This is a genomic window from Pedobacter africanus, assembly GCF_040548825.1.
GTDB lineage: Bacteria > Bacteroidota > Bacteroidia > Sphingobacteriales > Sphingobacteriaceae > Pedobacter > Pedobacter africanus_A.
The window spans coordinates 1,249,981-1,271,319 of record NZ_JBEPSL010000002.1; the positions used below are offsets into that span (position 1 = coordinate 1,249,981).

At 42.3% G+C, this 21,339-nt stretch carries 24 protein-coding genes; 15 read left to right on the top strand and 9 right to left on the bottom strand.

What is annotated here, in order from left to right; translation table 11 throughout:
• Positions 1-16: 16 nt before the first annotated feature.
• The 3 genes from ABIE26_RS15485 (at position 17) to ABIE26_RS15495 (ending at position 3,423) form a co-directional block, all read left to right on the top strand.
• A complete protein-coding gene (locus ABIE26_RS15485) occupies positions 17-1,114 on the top strand; it encodes a Nif3-like dinuclear metal center hexameric protein (protein WP_310141573.1) in 1,098 nt (365 codons plus the stop codon).
• Complete coding sequence (locus tag ABIE26_RS15490; protein WP_310141571.1) at positions 1,114-1,857, top strand: zinc ribbon domain-containing protein; 744 nt, start codon at positions 1,114-1,116, stop codon at positions 1,855-1,857. Before ABIE26_RS15485 ends, ABIE26_RS15490 begins: the two co-directional genes overlap by 1 nt.
• A gap of 72 nt (positions 1,858-1,929) precedes the next feature.
• Positions 1,930-3,423: a tetratricopeptide repeat protein gene (locus ABIE26_RS15495; RefSeq protein ID WP_310141569.1), complete on the top strand. Its 1,494-nt coding sequence runs from the start codon at positions 1,930-1,932 to the stop codon at positions 3,421-3,423.
• On the opposite strand, the gene ABIE26_RS15500 is transcribed toward ABIE26_RS15495, so the two are convergent.
• From ABIE26_RS15500 to rsfS, 4 genes are read right to left on the bottom strand one after another with little or no spacing between them, the layout of a single operon-like run.
• Positions 3,420-4,502 (bottom strand): 3-oxoacyl-ACP synthase III family protein, encoded by a 1,083-nt coding sequence (locus tag ABIE26_RS15500; protein ID WP_310141566.1) that lies wholly within the window; start codon positions 4,500-4,502, stop codon positions 3,420-3,422. The two genes, ABIE26_RS15495 and ABIE26_RS15500, sit on opposite strands and share 4 nt — an antisense overlap.
• Before the next feature lie 55 nt (positions 4,503-4,557).
• Positions 4,558-5,202, bottom strand: coding sequence for a LutC/YkgG family protein (locus ABIE26_RS15505; RefSeq protein ID WP_310141563.1), 645 nt, complete (start codon positions 5,200-5,202; stop codon positions 4,558-4,560).
• Between the two features lie 54 nt (positions 5,203-5,256).
• A complete protein-coding gene (gene ftsH / locus ABIE26_RS15510) occupies positions 5,257-7,350 on the bottom strand; it encodes an ATP-dependent zinc metalloprotease FtsH (protein WP_310141562.1) in 2,094 nt (697 codons plus the stop codon).
• Between the two features lie 26 nt (positions 7,351-7,376).
• Entirely contained in the window at positions 7,377-7,751 is a 375-nt protein-coding gene (gene rsfS / locus ABIE26_RS15515) for a ribosome silencing factor (RefSeq protein WP_310141560.1), read from the bottom strand.
• An 83-nt stretch (positions 7,752-7,834) separates the two neighbouring features.
• Here rsfS and ABIE26_RS15520 point away from each other — a divergent pair, with 83 nt between their 5' ends.
• Both ABIE26_RS15520 and pfkA read left to right on the top strand, forming a co-directional pair.
• A complete protein-coding gene (locus tag ABIE26_RS15520; RefSeq protein WP_310141559.1) occupies positions 7,835-8,569 on the top strand; it encodes a biotin--[acetyl-CoA-carboxylase] ligase in 735 nt (244 codons plus the stop codon).
• A 60-nt stretch (positions 8,570-8,629) separates the two neighbouring features.
• Positions 8,630-9,613, top strand: coding sequence for a 6-phosphofructokinase (gene pfkA, locus ABIE26_RS15525; RefSeq protein WP_310141557.1), 984 nt, complete (start codon positions 8,630-8,632; stop codon positions 9,611-9,613).
• Between the two features lie 40 nt (positions 9,614-9,653).
• Here the strand turns inward: pfkA and ABIE26_RS15530 are convergent, their stop codons facing one another.
• The gene (locus ABIE26_RS15530) at positions 9,654-9,977 is read right to left on the bottom strand and encodes a YbjQ family protein (protein ID WP_084238308.1); all 324 of its coding nucleotides are present in this window, start codon (positions 9,975-9,977) and stop codon (positions 9,654-9,656) included.
• Between the two features lie 49 nt (positions 9,978-10,026).
• A complete protein-coding gene (locus ABIE26_RS15535; RefSeq protein ID WP_310141554.1) occupies positions 10,027-10,545 on the bottom strand; it encodes a 5' nucleotidase, NT5C type in 519 nt (172 codons plus the stop codon).
• A gap of 166 nt (positions 10,546-10,711) precedes the next feature.
• Here ABIE26_RS15535 and ABIE26_RS15540 point away from each other — a divergent pair, with 166 nt between their 5' ends.
• The 8 genes from ABIE26_RS15540 to ABIE26_RS15575 all read left to right on the top strand — a co-directional run bounded on the left by ABIE26_RS15540 (position 10,712) and on the right by ABIE26_RS15575 (position 16,328).
• Positions 10,712-11,317: a 30S ribosomal protein S16 gene (locus ABIE26_RS15540; RefSeq protein ID WP_310141552.1), complete on the top strand. Its 606-nt coding sequence runs from the start codon at positions 10,712-10,714 to the stop codon at positions 11,315-11,317.
• Between the two features lie 74 nt (positions 11,318-11,391).
• Positions 11,392-11,919, top strand: coding sequence for a ribosome maturation factor RimM (gene rimM, locus ABIE26_RS15545; RefSeq protein WP_310141550.1), 528 nt, complete (start codon positions 11,392-11,394; stop codon positions 11,917-11,919).
• A 15-nt stretch (positions 11,920-11,934) separates the two neighbouring features.
• Positions 11,935-12,612 carry a tRNA (guanosine(37)-N1)-methyltransferase TrmD gene (gene trmD / locus ABIE26_RS15550; RefSeq protein ID WP_310141547.1) on the top strand — a complete coding sequence of 226 codons (678 nt, stop codon included), beginning with the start codon at positions 11,935-11,937 and terminating at the stop codon, positions 12,610-12,612.
• A gap of 194 nt (positions 12,613-12,806) precedes the next feature.
• Complete coding sequence (locus tag ABIE26_RS15555) at positions 12,807-13,103, top strand: hypothetical protein (RefSeq protein WP_310141544.1); 297 nt, start codon at positions 12,807-12,809, stop codon at positions 13,101-13,103.
• 19 nt (positions 13,104-13,122) lie between these two features.
• Entirely contained in the window at positions 13,123-13,392 is a 270-nt protein-coding gene (locus ABIE26_RS15560; RefSeq protein WP_310141541.1) for a hypothetical protein, read from the top strand.
• A 141-nt stretch (positions 13,393-13,533) separates the two neighbouring features.
• Positions 13,534-13,881, top strand: a complete 348-nt coding sequence (rplS, locus tag ABIE26_RS15565; RefSeq protein WP_084238314.1) for a 50S ribosomal protein L19 — start codon at positions 13,534-13,536, stop codon at positions 13,879-13,881.
• Between the two features lie 90 nt (positions 13,882-13,971).
• Positions 13,972-15,198 carry a Glu/Leu/Phe/Val dehydrogenase dimerization domain-containing protein gene (locus ABIE26_RS15570; RefSeq protein WP_310141537.1) on the top strand — a complete coding sequence of 409 codons (1,227 nt, stop codon included), beginning with the start codon at positions 13,972-13,974 and terminating at the stop codon, positions 15,196-15,198.
• 2 nt (positions 15,199-15,200) lie between these two features.
• Positions 15,201-16,328, top strand: a complete 1,128-nt coding sequence (locus tag ABIE26_RS15575; RefSeq protein WP_310141535.1) for a mechanosensitive ion channel family protein — start codon at positions 15,201-15,203, stop codon at positions 16,326-16,328.
• Positions 16,329-16,379: 51 nt separating this feature from the next.
• Here ABIE26_RS15575 and ABIE26_RS15580 read toward each other — a convergent pair whose 3' ends face one another.
• From ABIE26_RS15580 to ABIE26_RS15590, 3 genes are read right to left on the bottom strand one after another with little or no spacing between them, the layout of a single operon-like run.
• Entirely contained in the window at positions 16,380-17,039 is a 660-nt protein-coding gene (locus tag ABIE26_RS15580) for a phosphatidylserine decarboxylase family protein (RefSeq protein ID WP_310141532.1), read from the bottom strand.
• Positions 17,040-17,080: 41 nt separating this feature from the next.
• The gene (gene hpt / locus ABIE26_RS15585; protein ID WP_310141529.1) at positions 17,081-17,620 is read right to left on the bottom strand and encodes a hypoxanthine phosphoribosyltransferase; all 540 of its coding nucleotides are present in this window, start codon (positions 17,618-17,620) and stop codon (positions 17,081-17,083) included.
• Positions 17,621-17,632: 12 nt separating this feature from the next.
• On the bottom strand, positions 17,633-19,795 hold the full coding sequence (locus ABIE26_RS15590) for a biosynthetic peptidoglycan transglycosylase (RefSeq protein WP_310141526.1): 2,163 nt from the start codon (positions 19,793-19,795) through the stop codon (positions 17,633-17,635).
• A 116-nt stretch (positions 19,796-19,911) separates the two neighbouring features.
• On the opposite strand from ABIE26_RS15590, the gene ABIE26_RS15595 reads away from it, so the two are divergent.
• Positions 19,912-21,003: an Mrp/NBP35 family ATP-binding protein gene (locus tag ABIE26_RS15595; protein WP_310141524.1), complete on the top strand. Its 1,092-nt coding sequence runs from the start codon at positions 19,912-19,914 to the stop codon at positions 21,001-21,003.
• A gap of 55 nt (positions 21,004-21,058) precedes the next feature.
• Positions 21,059-21,304 (top strand): NifU family protein, encoded by a 246-nt coding sequence (locus tag ABIE26_RS15600; protein WP_084238320.1) that lies wholly within the window; start codon positions 21,059-21,061, stop codon positions 21,302-21,304.
• Positions 21,305-21,339 lie beyond the last annotated feature (35 nt).

Below are 21,339 nucleotides of genomic sequence, written 5' to 3' on the forward strand. Positions count from 1 at the left end.
CGTATATTTATCCGATATGAGGTTATCTGTTTTAATAAAGCACCTGGAAACATTTGCGCCCCTGAATTATCAGGAGGATTACGACAATTCGGGACTGATTGTGGGCCATCCGGATCAGGAGATCCACGGCGCCCTGGTTGCATTGGATTGTATTGAAAGTGTGGTTGATGAGGCCATTTTGCATGGCTGTAACCTGGTGATTACGCATCATCCCATAGTTTTTAAAGGGCTTAAAAGGTTTACCGGGAAGAACTACGTGGAAAGAGTGGTGTTGAAGGCGATAAAAAATGACATCGCATTGTATGCCATTCATACCAATCTGGACCATGTTGAAGCCGGAGTAAACAGGGTTATTGCGGAACGGCTGGGCCTGAAGAACACTAAAGTACTGAGCCCGAAAGGCTCAATTTTAAAAAAGCTGGTTACTTTTTGTCCGGTAGCACAGGCTGATGTTTTGAGGGATGCTTTGTTTAAAGCTGGGGCGGGCGAGATTTCCAACTACAGCGAATGCAGTTTTAACGCCGAGGGCTTTGGCACTTTTAAGGGTGGGGAAAATACCGATCCTTTTGTGGGCGAAAAAGGCTTACAGCACCAGGAACCTGAAATCAGGATAGAAACTGTTTTTAAAGTACAGGACGAGCGCCGGGTGATGCTGGCTTTGTTTGAACATCACCCTTATGAGGAGGTGGCCTACGATATTTATCCTTTGGACAACAAGCTGCAGTCGGTTGGGGCCGGAATGATTGGCTGGCTGGATGAACCACTTGAAGGGACGGAATTTTTAAAAATGGTAAAAAACAGCATGGATGCTGTAGTGATACGGCATACGCGACTGCTGCCCAAAAAGATCAGAAAGGTGGCTGTTTGTGGCGGTTCGGGTAGTTTTTTGCTGAAAGAGGCCATAGCAGTGGGGGCGGATGCGTTTGTAACAGCGGATTTTAAATACCATGAGTTTTTTGATGCAGATGAAAAACTGGTGATTGCTGATATCGGACACTTTGAAAGTGAACAATTTACATCTGATTTGTTGATAGATATTATTCAAGAAAAATTTCCTAACTTTGCAATCCGTTTAACGGAGCATAATACAAACCCCATAAATTATTTCATTTAATGGAACAAACTGTAGAGCAAAAGCTAAAAGCTTTATACGAATTACAAACCCTGCATACCAAGATTGATAAGATACGTCAGATAAGAGGAGAACTGCCAATGGAAGTTGCCGATTTAGAGGATGAGGTTGCAGGACTGGAAACACGTATACAAAAATTCAAAGGCGAATTGGATGATACTGAAGATGCCATTGTGACGCGTAAAAATATGATCAAGGAAGCTCAAAACCTGATCAAAAAATATGAAACTCAATTAAAGGATGTTAAAAACAACCGTGAGTACGATGCCCTTACCAAAGAGGTAGAGATACAGACACTTGAGATTCAGGTTTGTGAGAAAAAGATCAGAGAGTTTGGATTCGAAATCACCCAGAAAACTGAGGTTTATGATAGGGCGCTTGCTGATCTGGAATCCAGAAAAAAAGATCTTGAAATCAAAAAAGGAGAGCTGGAAACGATCACCGCCGAAACAGAAAAGGATGAACAAACCTTGTTGAAAAAAGCAGAAAAAGCGGAAACTCAAATAGAGGAGCGTCTTTTGGTGGCCTATAACAGATTAAGAGGAAATGCCAATAATGGTTTGGCGGTTGTTACGATTGATCGGGACTCCTGCTCCGGCTGCTTTAACCAGATCCCGCCTCAGCGTCAGCTGGATATCCGTCAGCGCAAAAAAATTATTGTTTGCGAACACTGTGGAAGAATTCTGGTGGATGAAGCGCTTACCCAGGAAGTGGTTCCTGCTTAAGCTTTCCGATAAAGTTATAAAGGGTCAGAAATTCCATCTGGCCCTTTTTTGTGACAGAAAAACAGAACCCTTATGCAGATTAAAGCCTTAAATAGTAAACTTTTTTTAGCCGTCCTCTTCCTGTTTTTGCCGGGAACCCTGTTTGCAAAGTTTGATTTCAATGCCAATTGCCTGAAGGCTTATCAGTTCGTATTTGAGCTTAAATTAAATGCGGCAAGGCAGTTGATCGCTGCAGAGAAGAAAATGCATCCTGACAACGCTATAGTGCCTTTGCTGGAAAATTATGTCGACTTCTTTCAATTGCTGACCAGCGAGAATAAGGAAGAGTTCAATAAATTGAAAAGCAACAAAGGCGCGAGACTGGACCAGATTGCTGACGATGACAATAAATCACCCTATAATTTATACGCCCAGGCGGAGATCAACTTGCAATGGGCCCTGATCAGAGGGAGATTCGGCGAACAGTTCAATGCAGCAATGGAAATTAAAAAGGCGAACAGCCTGTTGCAGGAAAATGCAAAGAAATTCCCTGCTTTTCAATTGAATTTTAAAGGGCTTGGACTGATCAGTGCAGTCCTGGGAAGTTTGCCTGATGGCTTTATGAAAAGCACGCTTTCTACATTTGGTATTAAGGGGAACGCGAAGTCTGGCCTGGCCATGATGGAAAAGCTCGCAGAGGGCATGCCTAAATCGACCTATGAACCTTTTTACGAGGAAGTGGTTTTTTATTATTCATTTGTGCTTACGGACGTAACCCATAGCGAACGTGCCTATGCTGAAACCATGAAATATGTGGAGCGGATTTCTGAAAACAGTTTGCTTAAAGCCTATCTAAAGGCCTATGTAAGTGCTAAAAGAGGGCATAACGAAGAAGCTATAGTTATCCTTGCCGAACGTCCTTCCGGAGCGCAGTACCAAGCCTTTCCTTATCTTGATTACCTGATGGGCATAGCCAGGCTGAATAAGCTGGATAGTGGTGCTGCAGGTTATTTCCATAAATTCCTGCAAAGCAACAAGGGGATCAGTTATATTAAGGATAGTTATCTGCACCTGGCCTGGATTGCCTTATTGAATGGTGATGCAAAGGGCTATCAGGGATATGCAGAGAAAGTGAAATCAGCAGGATATGCCATCAATGAACGGGATAAACAGGCATTAAATGAGGTTCAGGGAGTAGCCCCAAATGTTACTCTTTTGAAAGGAAGGCTGCTTTTTGATGGAGGATATTATGGTAAATCCCTGGAAGCATTGGCCAGGCTGAAAGAAGGAGATTTAAACCAGTTGAAGGATAGGGCAGAATACCATTACCGTTTAGGCCGTAATCATGAAGAATTGGGTAAGCTGGATGCGGCTTTGGATAATTATGAAAAAGCCATACAATATGGCAAGGGCCTGAAAGCCTATTTTGCTGCCAATTCGGCCCTGTTTATGGGAAAGATCTATATGAAAAAGAAAAATTTTGGCCAGGCACGCGCAAGCTTTAATACAGCAATTAACATGAAAGGACATCAATACGAAAACAGCATTGAAAGCCAGGCGCGGGATAGCTTAAAAAGGTTAAACTAAAAGCGGTAAACAAAGGCATTAATGTGCATGCCAGCCCCAACAGAGGCAAATACTGCATATTCTCCCGATTTAATTTTATAGCCATCTACCTGACCTTTAAGCACAAGGTCTAACAATGTAGGAATGGTGGCTACGGAACTGTTGCCAAGCCAGGATATGGTCATAGGAACGAGGTTTTCAGGAACAACATCCAATCCATATAGCTTGAACACCCGCTTCATTATGGCATTATCCATCTTCCCGTTAGCCTGATGAATGAAGACGGTCTTGATGTCTGTGATGTCAATATTTGCTTTATCTATGGCCATTTTGACTACAAGAGGAACATTCGTTACCGCGAACTCATAAAGCTTCCTCCCGTTCATTTTCAGGTAAGCATTGCCATTACATTCGCCAGGATTATTGCTTTTGCCCATGACTAGCAAAGAAGCATAGTTTACGGCATAGGTTTGCGTTTTATGAGCTATAATGCCAATAGGGTCTTCGCTTTCGAAGGCTTCAAAAATTACTGCGGCTGCACCATCAGAGAAGATCATGCTGTCACGGTCGTGCGGGTCTGTAATTCTGGATAATGTTTCGGCGCCGATCACCATCACCCGTTTAGCATCTCCGCTCTGAATAAGGTAATTTGCCTGAATTGCCCCCTGTACCCAGCCTGGACAGCCAAATATGAGGTCGTAAGCTACGCAATCAGGATTTTCGATCTGGAGCGTTTGTTTTACTTTGGCTGCCAGAGAAGGGAGGATATCCATACGATTGCTTCCGGCTTTTACATCTCCAAAATTGTGGCAGCAAATGATGTGGTCGAGTGTTTCCTTATTTATCCCTGCGTCATCGATAGCCCGCTGTGCAGCTATGGCGCCGATATCACTATTTACAAGCCCTTCATCTACATACCGCCTCTCCAGTATTTCTGTGATTTCAGCGAATTTATTAATGACCTCTGTCATATCTTTTTCCAGCGCTACCCCATTGTCGTAGAATGTAGCATTTAAAAAAGAGTCCCCCGAGATTATATTTTCTGGAATATAACTCCCTGTACCTGTAATAACAGAACTTATAGTTGTTTTAATGCCCATTTTGAACCGTATACCATTTTAGTGTACAGTATAAAACTAGGGTTTATTTATTAGATTAAGAAAAATCGTCAATTAAAAATACAAATAATTCTTTAGGACCGTGTGCACCTAAGACTAAAGTTTTTTCAATATCGGCCGTCCTGCTGGGGCCGGTTATGGTGCTGATCATAGAAGGAATCTGGGCGCCGTACTTATCCCGGATCAGTTTAAAGGCATCTTTAAGGTCCATAACGAGCTGGCCGGTACGGGCAATAACAATATGATGATGCGGGTATATACTTAGCCTCCTGCCGGCGGCATTTTGATTAGAAAGCATTACGGAGCCGTTGCGGGCAATCAGGGCTTCGCACAGGGTTATGCCTACTTCAGCCATTTCAAAGTCCTTGTCGGTCTGATAAAAGGGAAACTCATAGGTTGCCAGGAGTTCCTGTAACTCTGGTTCCCAGCAATAGATTTTTCTCCAGTTAAATTTTTCGGCCAGATGAAGGATGTTTTCAATAAATTCTATTCCGTTTTCGCAAAAGATAAAGTTTCCGGCAACAGCCGTAAGCTGCTCTGCGAATAAAATTTCCGGGTATTCCGTGTTTTCCGTATAGAGCGGGGTATCTTCTAAATTGGGATAAGGATTATCTCTTCTTTCCAGAAGGGCTTTCCTGATCCTTTTTAGCATCAACTCTTTTGAAGAAATGTTTTCCTGCATAGGTAATGGATTTGCTGCCGTTCCTAACGAACGGCAGCCCCATAAATATTTTAATTAAGATTCTGTATTTGCCGGGTTTATCGGTGCAGCAGCGGGATCTGTTGGCTGACTTACCCCATCGTGCAGCAAACCTTCGGCGGCAGGCTTCTGATCGCCGGTACCATTCACAAATTCATCATAAGTGGTACGGTTATCGAAAGGGCGTTTGCCAAGGATCTCTTCTAAGTCTGCCTGGAAAAGAATCTCTTTCTCTATTAATTTCTGAGCCAGCTTTTCCAGACCGTCCCGTTTTTCGATAAGCAATGTTTTGGTTCTTGCATAAACATCAGCGATTAAACTACGAACTTCAGTGTCGATCATTTCGGAAGTTTTTTCCGAGTAAGGCTTGTTGAAGTTGTATTCATTTTGCGGGTCATGGAAAGAAACATTACCAATCGTATTGTTCATGCCATAAATGGTTACCATAGCGTAAGACAATTTCGTGATCCTCTCCAGGTCGTTCTGTGCGCCTGTAGAGATTTTACCGAATACTATGTCTTCAGCAACGCGGCCCCCCATGGTCATACACATGCCGTCTGTCAATTGTTCGGTGGTGTACAGGAATTGTTCTTTAGGCAGGTATTGGGCATAACCGAGGGCAGCAACACCACGCGGAACAATGGATACTTTTACCAGTGGATCTGCATGTTCCAGGAACCAGCCGGCAATTGCATGCCCGGCTTCGTGATAGGCAACGATACGCTTTTCTTCCGGAGATATAATTTTGTTTTTCTTTTCCAGGCCACCGATTACCCGGTCAATAGCGTCCTGAAAATCCTGCATGTCTACAAACTCCTTATTGCGGCGTGCAGCAATTAATGCGGCTTCGTTACACACATTCGCAATCTCTGCGCCCGCGAATCCAGGTGTTTGTGCAGATAGTTTTTTGGCATCTACGATTTTGTCGGTTTTAATGGGCTTCAGGTGAACTTTAAAGATCTGCTCGCGCCCAACCAGATCGGGCTTGTCAATAGAGATCTGCCTGTCGAAACGGCCAGGTCTTAGTAAAGCAGAATCCAGTACATCCGGGCGGTTTGTTGCTGCAAGGATAATGATACCGGAGTCTGTACCGAAACCATCCATTTCAACCAGAAGCTGGTTCAGGGTGTTTTCGCGCTCATCGTTTCCGCCCATCATGCTGTTTTTACCACGGGCGCGGCCGATGGCATCCACCTCGTCAATGAAGATGATGCAAGGAGCTTTGTCTTTAGCTTGTTTAAACAGATCACGGACACGAGAGGCGCCTACACCGACGAACATTTCCACAAAATCCGACCCGGAGAGGGAGAAAAATGGAACCTGAGCTTCGCCGGCAACGGCTTTGGCGAGTAAGGTTTTACCTGTTCCTGGCGAACCGACCAATAGGGCTCCTTTAGGTATTTTACCCCCTAGGTTGGTGTATTTTTTAGGGTTTTTAAGGAAATCTACAATTTCCATAACCTCTTGTTTGGCTTCTTCAAGTCCAGCGACATCGTTAAAGGTAACATTAACCTGGCTTTCTTTATCGAAGAGGGTAGCCTTGGACTTCCCAATGTTAAAAATTTGGCCCCCGCCTCCACTTGCGCCGCCGCCCATTCGTCTCATAATGAAGATCCAGAATGCAATAAACAACAGTACCGGCAGTATTATGGTTAGAAACCAAGAGTTAAATGTACTTTGTCTGGTTTGTTTTTCTGCGCGGATCTGCTGATCGAGCGGGATGTTTTTTTGCGATTCTTTAAGGTCTGCATCAAGTCCATCCATTGTTCCCGCATTGAAATACACGGTTGGCCCCTCATTGGTGCCAAAGTTATTTCTGCTTTGGTATTGTTTATATCTTGGGTCTTTCAGACGGTCTTTTTTTATAAAGACTTCTACTTTTACTACGTCCTCGTGTTTATAGGCAATTAGCTTCTCTACATCTCCGGGTTGCAGCATTTGAGTTTCAAACGTCCTGTAAGATACAGTTTTAGCGGTGTCGCCGCTAAATAGAAACTGCAATAGTATAAGGCCTAAAATAATAGCAGCATATACCCAAAAGATATTAAATTTTGAACCTTTCTGAGGTTTTTTGGGAATATTCGGAATTCTCTTTATCAATTTGGGTTTTGTATTTGGATTCTCTTTCATCGTTAAATCAAAAAAATGTGGAATGATCAGGCGCTTTGGTAGGAGGTAGACTGGGCATCACCCCAGAGGTCTTCAATACCATAAAATTCGCGCTTTTCAGTTTTAAATATGTGAACAACTATATCGAAATAGTCGAGAATAATCCAGTCTGCATGTTCCAGTCCTTCTTTTCTCCAGGGGTTAGTTTGTGTTTTTTTATAGATTTCTTCCTCTACGCTATCGGCAATTGCCTTTACCTGTGTTGCAGAATCTGCATTGCAGATAATAAAGTAATCAGAAACAGAACTGTTGAGTTCCCTTAGGTCTAATCTTACAATATCGTTTCCTTTTTTTTCCTGTATGCCGTGAACAGCTATCTCTGAGAGGTATGTAGAAAGGTTTCCGATTTTCTTTTTTACCATTAAATTGTTTTAATTTTGATAAACAAATATACAATCAACACTTGCAAAATAACACTTTTTCAACATTATTTGTTGGTCAAAATTTGATCAGATTATCTGAGGTTGATTCTACCAATAACTTTTTAAAGGTTAAAGCTTCAAATTCCGAGCCATTACCGGAAGGAACTGTTATTATGGCAGATAATCAGTTTGCCGGAAGAGGGCAGCAGCAAAACGCCTGGTATGCTGAGCGTGGCCTGAACCTTACATTTAGTGTTTTTCTTTGCCCTTCTTTTTTACCCATAGCTAATCAGTTTCTTTTAAATATGGCGATAAGCCTTGCGCTTAAAAATGCTCTTGGCGAGCTGTTGGGCCCATTTTTAAAGGTTAAATGGCCAAATGACCTCTATTACAAAAACCAAAAGCTGGGCGGGATTCTTATTGAGAATATCCTTGCGGGAGCCACCTACAAGGCCTGTATAGTTGGGATTGGCCTTAATGTAAACCAGCAAAATTTCGATCCGCGGCTGTTGGAAAAGGCAACGTCTGTGCATAGAATTTTACAGCAGGATGTTAATTTAATGACCTTACTCGGTTCAATTTGCAGACATATAGAAGCGCAGTACCTGAAATTGAAGGCCGGAAATTTTAATAACTTACAGTCCGATTACATTAAGGGGCTTTACCGGTTTAATGAGCAGGCGCTCTACCGACATAATGGCCAGTCTTTTGAAGGTGTTATAGTAAACGTAAGCCATAATGGCTTGCTGGTGATCAGGTCGGAAGGGATTGAAAGAGAGTTTAATTTTAAAGAAGTAGAATTTTTGAATAACATTTAAAGATTATACCTAATTTCACGGCCTTGCAACAGAAGTATTTTTATAAGGCTGAGATACCAAATGAATAAGATAAAGAATATCGGGGTACTAACTTCCGGAGGTGATGCCCCTGGAATGAATGCTGCCATCAGGGCAGTTGTCAGGGCTGCAATTTATTATGACTTACAGGTTACTGGGATTTTAAGGGGCTATGAGGGCCTTGTTCATGGAGATTTTATTGAGATGAATAGAAAATCAGTGGCCAATATTATTCAACGCGGAGGAACTATTTTAAAGACCGCACGCAGTGATGCTTTCAGGACTAAAGAAGGCCGGCAGCAAGCATATGAGCAGTTGAAGAAGCACAACATCGACGCGCTGATTGTAATTGGTGGTGATGGAACTTTTACGGGAGCAAACCTGTTTACCCGCGAGTTTAATTTTCCTGTGGTGGGGTTGCCTGGTACCATTGACAATGATTTGCAGGGAACAGATTTTACGATCGGCTATGATACGGCGATAAATACGGTTGTAAATGCTGTGGATAAGATCCGGGATACGGCAGAATCCCATGACCGATTGTTTATAGTGGAAGTAATGGGCCGGGATTCTGGGCTTATCGCTTTAAGAAGCGGGATTGGCGTGGGTGCTGAAGCCATTCTGATTCCGGAGGCAAATATGGGAGTAGGAGGGCTGGTTGAGCGCTTGGAGAATGGGCGTAAGGATAAAGCGTCGAAGATCATTATCGTAGCCGAAGGCGATGAAGTTGGAGGTGCATTTAATGTTGGGGAGATCTTGAAGGAAAAATTCCCGAATTACGATATCAGGGTATCCGTTCTTGGCCATATACAGCGCGGAGGAAAACCGAGTTGTATGGATAGAGTTCTGGCAAGCCGTTTTGGAGTTGCCGCCGTAGAGGGGGTTCTGAACGGGCAATCGGGTGTAATGGTTGGACAGGTAAACAGAGAGGTTGTTTTCACGAAATTTGATCAGGCCATTAAGCATATCGATGCCCAGGAGGTAAGTCCGGCCTGGCTGAAGCTGGTTGAGATACTGTCATTATAGCGCAAAGAGGGCCAGGCCCTCTTTGCTATTTATGAACAAATTAGTCTTCAACAATTACCGCAGTTCCGGTTGCGGCAACCATAAGCATGCTACCCCCGCTGCCTACAGTTTCGTAATCCAGGTCTACACCAATAATTGCATTGGCACCCATTGCTGCTGCATACTGCTGCATTTCATTGATCGCCGTGTTTTTCCCTTCCCTCAATACCTGCTCATACGAACCTGACCTGCCACCAACGATATCGCGGATACCTGCAAAAAGATCTTTAAAAATATTGGCGCCAATAATGGTTTCGCCGCTAACCAGGCCGATGTATTTTACTACTTTTTTGCCTTCTATGGAATTGGTTGTTGTAACTAGCATAACTGTTTATTTTAAGGTTTGACCATAATCGGAAAATAATGTTACAGTATCAAAGTAATTTGTCGAGGACCTGCTGCCAGGAGTCTACCCGCTCATAGCCGTCAATGAGCATGTTGTGCGGGGAAGAAAAAAGTAACTTCCGGCCATTGAAGCCATGGAAGTTTTTTATCCGGTCGTCGATCATTACATCTGCATTTACAATCTTATCCCCACAGAATACAATGTTTTTCCAGCTGACAAAAGGGAAATGATCTGCAAGCCAATCAAGTTTGTCTTCCAGTGAATTTCTGAATTCTGTAGCTGCGGAGACAACATACACTTCATGCTTTTCCTGCAATTTTTTCACCGCTTCTATACTTCCCGGAATGACGTGCAGGTCTCTGAAGAAGCCCTTTTCGTTGATGTAATCGAACCACTTGTTGTTGGCGTGTTCGGGAACATGGTGGTATATTTCATTTCCGGGGTCCAGAACCAGGTCTAAAGGGACGCCGTAATCGCGGTGGTAAAGTTTAATGAACTTACTCAAAGGGTCGGCAAGGACTTCATCCATATCGATTGCTATTCTCATTGGGGTATTGATCGGGTTTACCCAAATATCTTCAAATGGATCAATATTATATAAAATGAATTTAAAAATATTGCATCTTGTTAATCATTAGTATTTTACTTACTTTTGCAGCCCCGCAAGCACGAAGCTCCGGGAACTATGTTGAATACATAAACTAAAAGAAGAAATGGCAACTAAAATCAGATTGCAAAGATTCGGTAAAAAAGGGAAGCCTTTTTTCCACGTAGTGGTAGCGGATTCCCGTTCACCAAGAGATGGTAAATTTATTGAGCGTTTAGGTTCTTATAACCCAAATACCAATCCTGCTACTATTGACCTTAATTTTGATAAAACTCTTGACTGGGTAAACAAAGGTGCTGAGCCTACGGATACTTGTCGCGCTATCCTTTCTTACAAAGGTGTTTTGTACAAAAAACACTTAGAAGGTGGTGTTAAAAAAGGAGCTTTGACCGCAGAGCAGGCAGAAGCTAAATTTGCGGAGTGGTTGAGCGCCAAAGGAGAAAAAATTGAAGGTAAAAAAGACAACTTAACTAAAGCGAAAGACGAAGTTAAAAAAGCTGCTTTAGCTGCTGAGGCAAAGAAAAATGCTGATCGTGCTGCTGCAATTGCGATTAAAAACGCACCGGTAGAAGAAGTGGTGGAAGAAGAAGTTGCTGTTGAAGAAACTGCAGTTGCAGATGAGGCTCCTGTAGCTGAAGCTGCGTCTGAAGAAGCGCCGGCAGCTACTGAGGAAGCTCCTGCTGCTGAAGAAAGCAAAGAAGAAGAAGCATAGTTTTTTATATTGTGCTGATGATAGCGAAGAGTTCATTCCAATGATTCTTCGCTATTTTTATTTTTAAGGTATTTATGAAACAGGAAGAAGCATTTTATATTGGGTATATAACCAAAACCAAAGGTCTGAAAGGAGAAGTTCAGGTATTTTTTGAATACGATGAGCCGGAGTTGTTAGATCTGGATGTTGTTTTTGCGGAGATCAATGGCAAGATGGTTCCGTTTTTTGTGTCCGCGTATAAATTGCAGCACAACAATACAGGCAATTTTTATTTTGATGACATTGATCATATAGACAAGGCGCAGCAATTGGTAAAGAAAAAGGTATACCTGCCATTGACCAAAATGCCTGACCGCTCTGATGAGGATTTTCATTACAATGATCTTAAAGGCTTCGTTGTTTCGGATGAAACCCATGGCGAATTGGGCGAGATCATTGAAATAAACGAATATCCTCAGCAATTTGTGGCCACTGTTTTGTACCAGGGGAAAGAAATAATGTTCCCGTTAAATGAAGATATGATTTTGGAGATCGACGAGGAGAAAGGGCGTATGCTGGTTGATTTGCCCGAAGGCCTGCTTGATATTTATCTGTCAAATTAGTTTTAACTTTACCGGATGCGTTTCGACATCATATCTGTTTTACCTGATCTGCTTGGGAGTCCTTTTGCCCACTCTATATTGCTGCGGGCACAAAAAAAAGGCATTGCCGAAATTGTGGTGCATAACCTGAGGGATTATGCCAGCAATAAACAAAAGAGTGTTGACGACTACCCTTACGGGGGCGGTAGCGGCATGGTCATGTCTATTGAGCCCTTTGCGCGCTGTATTGAAGCATTAAAAGCGGAGCGGGTGTACGATGAGGTTATCTTTATGAGTCCGGATGGAGAAACCTTTAACCAGACGATTGCAAATGAATTGTCGGGAAAAGGAAATGTCATGATCCTTTGCGGGCATTATAAAGGAATTGACCAGCGGATTCGGGATTTATTTGTAACCCGGGAAATTTCTATTGGTGATTATGTGCTTTCAGGAGGAGAACTGCCGGCCGCGGTTTTGGTAGACGCTATTGTTCGTCTTATCCCGGGGGTGCTGAATGATGAAACCTCTGCGCTTTCCGATAGCTTCCAGGGCGAACTGCTGGACGCTCCGGTTTATACCCGGCCTGCCGACTGGAGAGGACATAAAGTTCCCGAGGTGTTGCTGAGCGGGCATGAGGCCAAAATTAATGAGTGGCGTCATGAGCAGGCTCTGGCCAGGACGGAACAGCGCAGGCCTGATCTTTTAAGAGATTAATTTTATTCGTTTCTATCTTCACCGCCTTACAGGCTTTTTTTGGTGCTTTTTGTTTTTTTAAGCAAAAAAATTAAATGTTTTGTTGGGGCATGAAAGTTTTTTGAGTACGTTTACACTAAAAAAATTATAAACATGCTGTTTTTTTTATGGGGCGTTCCGTAAAAAATAATTAACACTAACTAAATATAATATTTATGAGCGATAAAGCAAGAAAGTACAAGATCAACGATTTTTTGTTGAAGTTGCCGGTATCCCAATACAGGGATGCTGTAAAAATCATTCCGAAGGTGCTTGGGGTTTCTCTGAATACCTTTCATAATTACAGGAACATTTTAAGTGGGGATAAACAGGATATTCCCTATGAAAAAGTTGCCCTGTTTGAAAAATTGTTTGGCCTGAGGAGTGGCGGGCTGATCAATAAAGAGACGAAATGTAAATCGCTGAACGAACTTTTGGGCAAAGAACGAAGCGGAAACAACCGGATTAGGTAACGCAAAGCTTATTTGTAAAATGGATAAGTATAAAATAAATGAATATTTATACCGGTTGAATGTTGTTGAGTATTCAGCCGCCAGAAAAATTATTCCTAAGGTGCTCGACATTTCCTTGAATACTTTTCATAACTACAGAAATATAAAGATTGACTCTGAAACAGACATTCCTTACGGGATCGTCAGGAAACTGGAGATCCTGTTTGATGTGAACAGAGGCGATCTGGAGAATTTTCAGCTCAAGGGAAAAGATTTGAAAACACTGATCTATAGCGAAAAGAGGAAATAAAAGCACTTATACAGGGTTTTGGTTTGTGGAAATATTAAAGAATGTGGAAAAAAATAAAAAACGTTTTTATTTCTAAAATAAAATTCCTAATATTGCAGTCCGATTTTAAACAACAAAAAATCGGCTTAATAGCTTAAAATCATGGATTTAGTAAAATTTGTTGAAGAGCAGGTAATCGCAAAAAATGAGTTTCCTGCATTCAAATCAGGAGATACAGTGAGTGTTCACTATAAAATTCGCGAAGGTAATAAAGAGCGTATTCAAATTTACCAGGGCGTAGTATTACAACGTAACAGCGTAGGCGCAAGCGAAACGTTTACTGTTCGTAAAATGTCTAACGGTGTTGGTGTAGAGCGTATATTCCCTATCAACTCTCCAAACATTGCTAAAATTGAAGTGAACAGCTACGGTAAAGTTCGCAGAGCTAAATTGTTCTACCTGCGTGAGTTAACCGGTAAAGCAGCTCGTATCAAATCTAAAAGAGTTTAATTTCTTTAAAAAAAATACAGGAACCTTCCCGATCATATCGGGGAGGTTTTTTTGTTTGTATATCTTTGCGGCAACTAACTTAATATAATAATGAAAGAACTGTTAAAAAAATTCGAGGAGAAGCGGCCCGAGATCGTTTTTGAGTGGAAAGATAAGGAATCTGAAGCCGAAGGCTGGGTAGTGATCAACTCGCTTCGCGGAGGGGCCGCAGGTGGTGGTACCAGGATGCGTAAGGGTTTAGATAAACGGGAGGTTGAATCTTTGGCGAAAACCATGGAAGTTAAATTTACCGTATCAGGACCTCCGATTGGGGGCGCCAAGTCAGGAATAAACTTTGATCCTGCCGATCCCCGGAAAAAGGAAGTACTGGAACGCTGGTATAAGGCCGTGATGCCATTGCTAAAAAACTATTACGGTACGGGAGGAGATTTAAATATTGACGAGATTCATGAGGTAATTCCTATTACCGAGAATTATGGATTGTGGCACCCGCAGGAAGGGGTGATCAACGGGCATTACCAGGCAAGGGAAAATGAACGCATTCACCAGATCGGACAGTTGAGATACGGGGTATCAAAGGTATTGGAGGATTTGAATTATACACCGGACATCAAAAGAAAATATAAAGTAGCAGATATGATCACCGGTTACGGTGTCGCTGAATCTATTGGTCATTTCTATAGCATTTGGGGCGGAGCGCTGGCCGGTAAAAAAGCCATTATCCAGGGCTGGGGAAATGTTGCTGCTGCGGCAGGTTATTACCTTGCACAGAATGGTGTGAAAATTGTGGGTATTATTGACCGTGTAGGAGGCCTGATCAATAAAGAAGGCTTTACCAAAGAAGAGATCATTGATTTATTTAACAACAGGGCAGGAAATACACTGGTCTCTTCGGCGCTGATCCCTTTTGAACAGGCCAGTCAGGAGATATGGAATATTGGCGCAGAAATATTTGTTCCTGCGGCGGCATCCAGGCTTGTACAGCAAACAGAAGTAGATCAGCTGATCAAAGGGGGGCTGGAAGTGATTGCCTGCGGTGCAAACGTTCCTTTTGCCGATAAAGAGATTTTCTTTGGAAGCATTATGGAGCATGCAGATAACCATGTTGCCGTTATCCCTGATTTTATTGCAAACTGCGGTATGGCCAGGGTATTTGCCTATCTGATGCAGAGAAATGTGGAAATGAGCGATGACGCCATTTTTACAGATGCGTCTGATGTAATTTATAAAGCAATGAAAGCAGTATATAAAGAATCTTCAGAGCGGAAACAATTGTCAAAAACTGCTTTTGAAATTGCATTAAAACAACTGGTATAGTTATGATGGATAACCAATTTTTTGAACAGATCTTCTGGGGCAATACAGTGAAACAATACTGTATTTTTGTGATCATTATTTTACTTGGATTATTTTTCAAAAGATTGGTGTCCAGGTTGTTTAGCCAGGCGCTTTTTAAAATCTTTAAAAAATTTGCCGAAGAAGTCAAAGGTGAGACATTTGTTGCCCTGCTTTTAAAACCGATCGAATCTTTCATTACGTTTTGTACAATATACCTGGCCATTAATACTTTAAGCCATCCACTGGATATTGTATTGGGACATAGGACGAAGGCAAAGCTGCCGGTAACGATTGGCGATTGTCTGGATAAGATATTTCTTTTCCTGATCATTCTTTCCGTTTTCTGGATCATTTTAAGGATTGTTGATTTCATTGCATTTGTGCTGAAGCATAAAGCATCAATTACAAATAACAGGGCTGACGACCAGCTGGTACCGTTTCTAAAAGAGCTGACCAAGACCCTGATCTGTTTTCTTGGTTTTTTTGTCTTGCTGGGCTTTGTTTTTGAAATCAATGTGCTTACCCTGATTACCGGTCTTGGAATCGGAGGTATTGCAATTGCGCTTGCAGCAAAAGAAAGCCTTGAAAACCTGATCGGATCATTTACGATATTCCTGGATAAGCCCTTTACCGTAGGCGACGTAGTTAAGGTAGACGGCATAGAAGGAACTATTGAAAAGGTTGGTTTCAGAAGCACCTGGCTGATCAGTCCGGATAAAACAACGATTGTGATCCCCAACAGGGCGATGATTGACGGGGTTTTGGAAAATGTTACTTTAAGAAATTACAGGCGGGTCAGCTTTTTTATTGGAATCGTATATGAAACCAATCCTGATGATATTAAAGCAATCCTAAAAGCCATTGAGGAGTATTTATCGGCGAACAAAAATACAAAAGATGGTTATGCCGCATTTGATAATTTTGGCGACTCAGCTTTAAATATCCAGGTTGTTTACCTGGTGGTCAATATGGAGCATAGCAAATTTGTTAAGGTTAAGGAAGAGATTAACTTTAAACTGATGGAAATTGTACAGGAATACCGATCAGACTTCGCTTACCCAACACAGCGGTCTATCAGTGACCCCCTTCCTCAGAAAAATGAGGAATAAACAAAAGGCCCCGAATTTTTCGGGGCCTTTTGTTTATAAATGTTTTTATGTTTAGCTGAGTTCGGCCAATACGGTAATCCCTCCTTTTACCACCTGATCGAGTTCCAGGTTAACCTTTGTGCCCAGCGGTAGAAATATGTCAACCCTGGAGCCGAATTTGATGAATCCGAACTCTTTATTCTGGGTTACATTGTCACCTTCTTTAACATACCAGACAATCCGTCTGGCCAGGGCGCCGGCAATCTGTCTGAACAATACCGGAGTGCCGTTCTTATGCTCCACTACTACGGTAGTCCTTTCATTCTCGGTGGATGATTTAGGGTTCCAGGCCGCTAAATATTTACCTGGATGGTATTTGAAAAACTTTACTATTCCGGAGATCGGGTTTCTGTTGATGTGAACATTTACCGGCGACATGAAAATAGACACCTGCAGCCTTTTGTCCTTAAAGTATTCTCCCTCTTCGGTCTCTTCTATAACCACAACTTTACCATCCGCCGGGCAAATCACCAGATTTTCACCACTTGTAAAAGTTCTCGATGGGTTCCGGAAGAATTGCAGTACCGTGATGAGCAGGAATAGAGAAAAAAGATAGATTAGCCACTTCAGCCAGGTAATGTCAGCATATTTATAATCGACAAATGCGTTGATGATAAATATGAAAAGTATGGAAAGTGCAATGGTGGTGTAACCTTCTTTGTGTATGGTCATGGATCTGAGATATATGTTTCCGCAAAATTGAGAAAAAAAAATTACATTTTGGCCCTGTAAATATCTTTCAGGTTTCGGCCCAGGCCATCATAATCCAGGCCGTAGCCAACAACAAATTCATTTCCAATTTCAAAACCAACATACTCCAGCTCTTCAATTTCTGCCTTTAACGCAGCGGGTTTAAACAATAATGTACACACTTTTACAGATGCAGGCCCTTGTTTTTGCACTTCTTTAAGGATGTGCGTAAGTGTAAATCCCGTGTCAACGATATCCTCTACTATGATCACATCCCGGTCGTGCAGGTTGTCTGGCAAACCAAAAGCCTGTTTAATGGACCCCGAACTTTCTGTGCCCTCATAAGATGAAACTCTTATGAAGCCGATCTCACATGGAATTTCGATTTCTCTGATCAGGTCGGCCATAAAGAGAAAACTGCCATTGAGCACTCCAATGAATATCGGGCATCTGGATTCATAATCCACATTCATCTGTATCCCAATCAGGCGGGTCCGCTTACTGATATTGTCGTTGTCGAGGAGGATTTCAAACTCCTTATCTGCTATCTGAATCTTGTGCATGCCCCTGATGATTTAAAGCTGTCCTGCTTTTTCTTTTTCCCTTTCTTTACGGCGCTGTTCCCTTCGCTCCTGCCTCAGTTCTTTTCTTGTTTTTTGAACGGTATCCGCCTTTACCGGTTGTCTGGTTGCGGCAGTGTCTTTTTTAGAACGTCCAAACAAGCGGTCGAACAGGTTCTTTGAGGCATCCTGCGTCTCTATTGCAGGCAAAGGATCTTCATTGTCGAAACTATTGGTGTCAATTTTTGTAGTATCGGGCAATAGGTACTGCCTTAATCCTTCACGCAAACGCACATTGTAAAAACCATAACCGCTGGTATCGCCAGGGGTGAGGCCTCTTCTGGCCATAATGTTGCCAATGTATTTGAAATAAGGATAAAGGTAGTCTTTAAGCCCCCCATCTCCTCTGAATTTATATAAAGCAATTTTAGGTCGGGGAACGATATTGGCAAGGAATATACCTTCTCCGATGTTCAGATCGGAAGGTCTTTTGCCAAAATAATACCGGGTTGCTTCACCTATCCCATAAATGTTCTGGCCCATTTCAATAATGTTGAAATAAACTTCCAGCATTCGGTTTTTGCTGACCAGCCGGTTGTTTTCAATAAGCCATACAATGAGGATTTCTTCGGCTTTCCTGGCCAGTGTTTTCTGCCTGCTCAGAAACACATTTTTTACCAGCTGCATAGAGATCGTACTGCCCCCTCTGACGAATTTCTTCTCTTTAAAGTTAACAGCAAAAGACTTCCGTATAGATTCTTGAACAAAACCTTTGTGGGTAAAGAAAGAAGGGTCTTCTGAAGTTAAAATGGCATTTTTGAAATTGCTGGAAACTTCCGAAAGTGGAGTGAAATTCGGATTGGATGGTCCGATCAGAATATCCCGCATTGGCTTTCCCCGTTCATAAGGCGTATACACAAAGTCGCTATTGATCTTTTGCAGATTGGTTTTACCCCATTTCAGAATTTTAAAATTATGAGGGGTTAGTCCCGAATAAAATTTTACACTATCTGGCTGGGCGCTGTCGAGGTAAAAGCTCAGGTCATAGCTTACTTTTCCGCTTACTTTCATGCCATCAAGCGATTCAAACAAGCCCTGCGGAAAGGAACTCAGCACTTCCTGGGCATCCTGCTCAGGTGCATGTAGTTTAAGTTCGTATATTTTATTTGGGGAAAGCGTATACTTTACATAAGGGTGAATAGCCGCCTTTTTTAAAAATACGGTTGAGGAGCTGTCGAGTGCCACATAATTCTTCCCTATAAGCATATCTGCGTCTATTTTGGCGTCGGGAACGATAATGTCATTGGAAGCTATTTTAGGATGGTTGACCAACAGGTTCTTTACCGACCAAGAGCCCGATATTTTAAAGTCATCTCCGCTGTACTCGGCACTTTTCATTTCTGTTCTTACAGTATCAAAGCTAAACTTAGCCTGAAGTTTTTTGTTCAGGTAAGGAAGTTCTACCTTTTTATTGTCGGCAAACAGCATAATATCCAGTTGCTTCCTACCCGGCTTAACCGTTCCGTTAACATGCCAGGTGGATTCTGTTCCGTTTACAAGGACGGTTGATTTTAAATCCCCGTCGTCTATAGTTGCCGTTGTGGTCAGAAAAGACAGTTTTGCGGTATCGTTGTCATTCACATTCAGCAGAAAATCCTTAACCTCCATATTGTCAGGTATTTTATACAAAACCTGATTTAAAAGGTTATGGGCAAGATCGCCAAGGTCTACTTTGTTTTTCTTTTCGGTACTGTCCTTCTTCTTCCTTTTCAGAAAAAAATCGAGGTTGCTTAGTGAGTCTCTGAAAACGATGTTGAGCTTTCCGGTATTTAAGTTGATTTCAGAAAGCTTGACATCTCCGAACAGCAAGGGAAAAAGCTTTACACCAATAGTCATTTCGTTGATGGTCGTGAGCGTGTCGCGGTCTTTCGGTACCACCGAAACGGCTTCCATGCGTACGGTATTTAAACCGCTGAAACCATATTCCTTAATTTTAACATCCAGTCCGTAGTCTTTTTCCGCTTTTGCTATTGCCTTGGCCATCATCCGGTTTAAGAGCGCCTCCCTTTTGTTATAGGCAACAATTCCGGCGATGATGAGGATGAGCAGAAAACTCCCCAGTACCCAGGCCCCGATCTTTACATACTTCTTTGGGATATTGATTTTAGGAAAATGCATGCTATAAAATAGATATTACTGCTAAACGTTAAACTCAAATGTTTATTTCGTGTTAAAATTACAATAAAAAGGGGCATTAAAAATTTATTGTGACCGTCTTTTGTTATTTTTGAATAATGATAATTACCCAGGAACAAGTTCTAGCAGCTTTGAGGAATGTTGAGGACCCGGATCTTAAGAAAGATCTGGTGACTTTAAACATGATTAAAGATCTAAAAATAGAGGAGAACCAGGTCAATTTTACCCTCGAGTTGACAACCCCGGCCTGTCCGATGAAGGACATGCTGAAAAATGCATGTGTAAATGCCATTAAGCATTTTGTTAGTCAGGAAGCCGAAATCGGTATCGATATCAGCTCAAGGGTAACAAAACCCATGGATAGCTCACAACTAAATGCCATCAGGAATATCATCCTTGTTTCCTCCGGCAAAGGAGGTGTTGGAAAGTCTACGGTAGCGAGTAATCTTGCCGTTGCCCTGGGTGCAGGTGGTGCAAAAGTGGGTTTAATTGATGCAGATATTTATGGCCCATCAGTCCCAACCATGTTCGGACTGGTGGATGCAAAACCTGGCGCAAAGGAAACAGAAGGAGGAAAAACCCTGATTCTGCCGATTGAAAAGTATGGTATAAAACTACTTTCGTTGGGATTTTTTGCCGATCCGGATCAACCGGTGCCATGGCGTGGCCCGATGGCTTCCAATGCGGTAAAGCAGCTTTTTAATGATGCCGACTGGGGTGAACTGGATTATCTCATTGTAGATCTTCCGCCGGGCACGGGAGACATTCACATTACCATTACCCAGGGGTTCCCGATTGCAGGTGCTGTTATCGTGACCACGCCCCAGCAGGTGGCTTTGGCCGATACCAGAAAAGGACTGGCCATGTTTAAAATGCCAGCTATAAATATTCCCGTTTTGGGTGTGATAGAGAATATGGCTTATTTTACACCTGAAGAATTACCCGATAATAAATATTATATTTTTGGCCGGGACGGTGGGAAAGAACTGGCAAAATCATTTGACGTTCCTTTTCTGGGGGAAATTCCGCTGGTACAAAGCATTACTGAAGGGGGCGACAGCGGTGTACCGGTTGCAATGGAAAGTGCTGGAACATTAGCCGCTTCTTTTGCCGCGATTGCCGGAAAGGTGGCCCAGCAGGTTGCCATTAATAATGCCCAGCGGGCAGGCAACCTTTCTTCGGTTGACTGAAAATGATGTTATAAGGAAAAAAATTACTATTTTTATATTTTAATAATTTACCAAAATGAATTTAACAGAACAAGTAGAGCAGGCATTGGAAACCATCAGACCATATTTAGTTGCTGACGGAGGGGACGTTGCGATAGAAGAGATTACGCCGGAAAACGTGGTTAGATTAAAATTATTGGGTAATTGCGGCTCTTGTAAAATGAGTTTTATGACGATGAAAGCCGGAGTTGAGCAGGCCATTATGAAAGCTGTTCCGCAAATTACCGGAGTGGAAGCGATAAACCTGACCGAGCCGGTATAGATGATTTAACACTATTTAACTAGTACTCTTAGTTG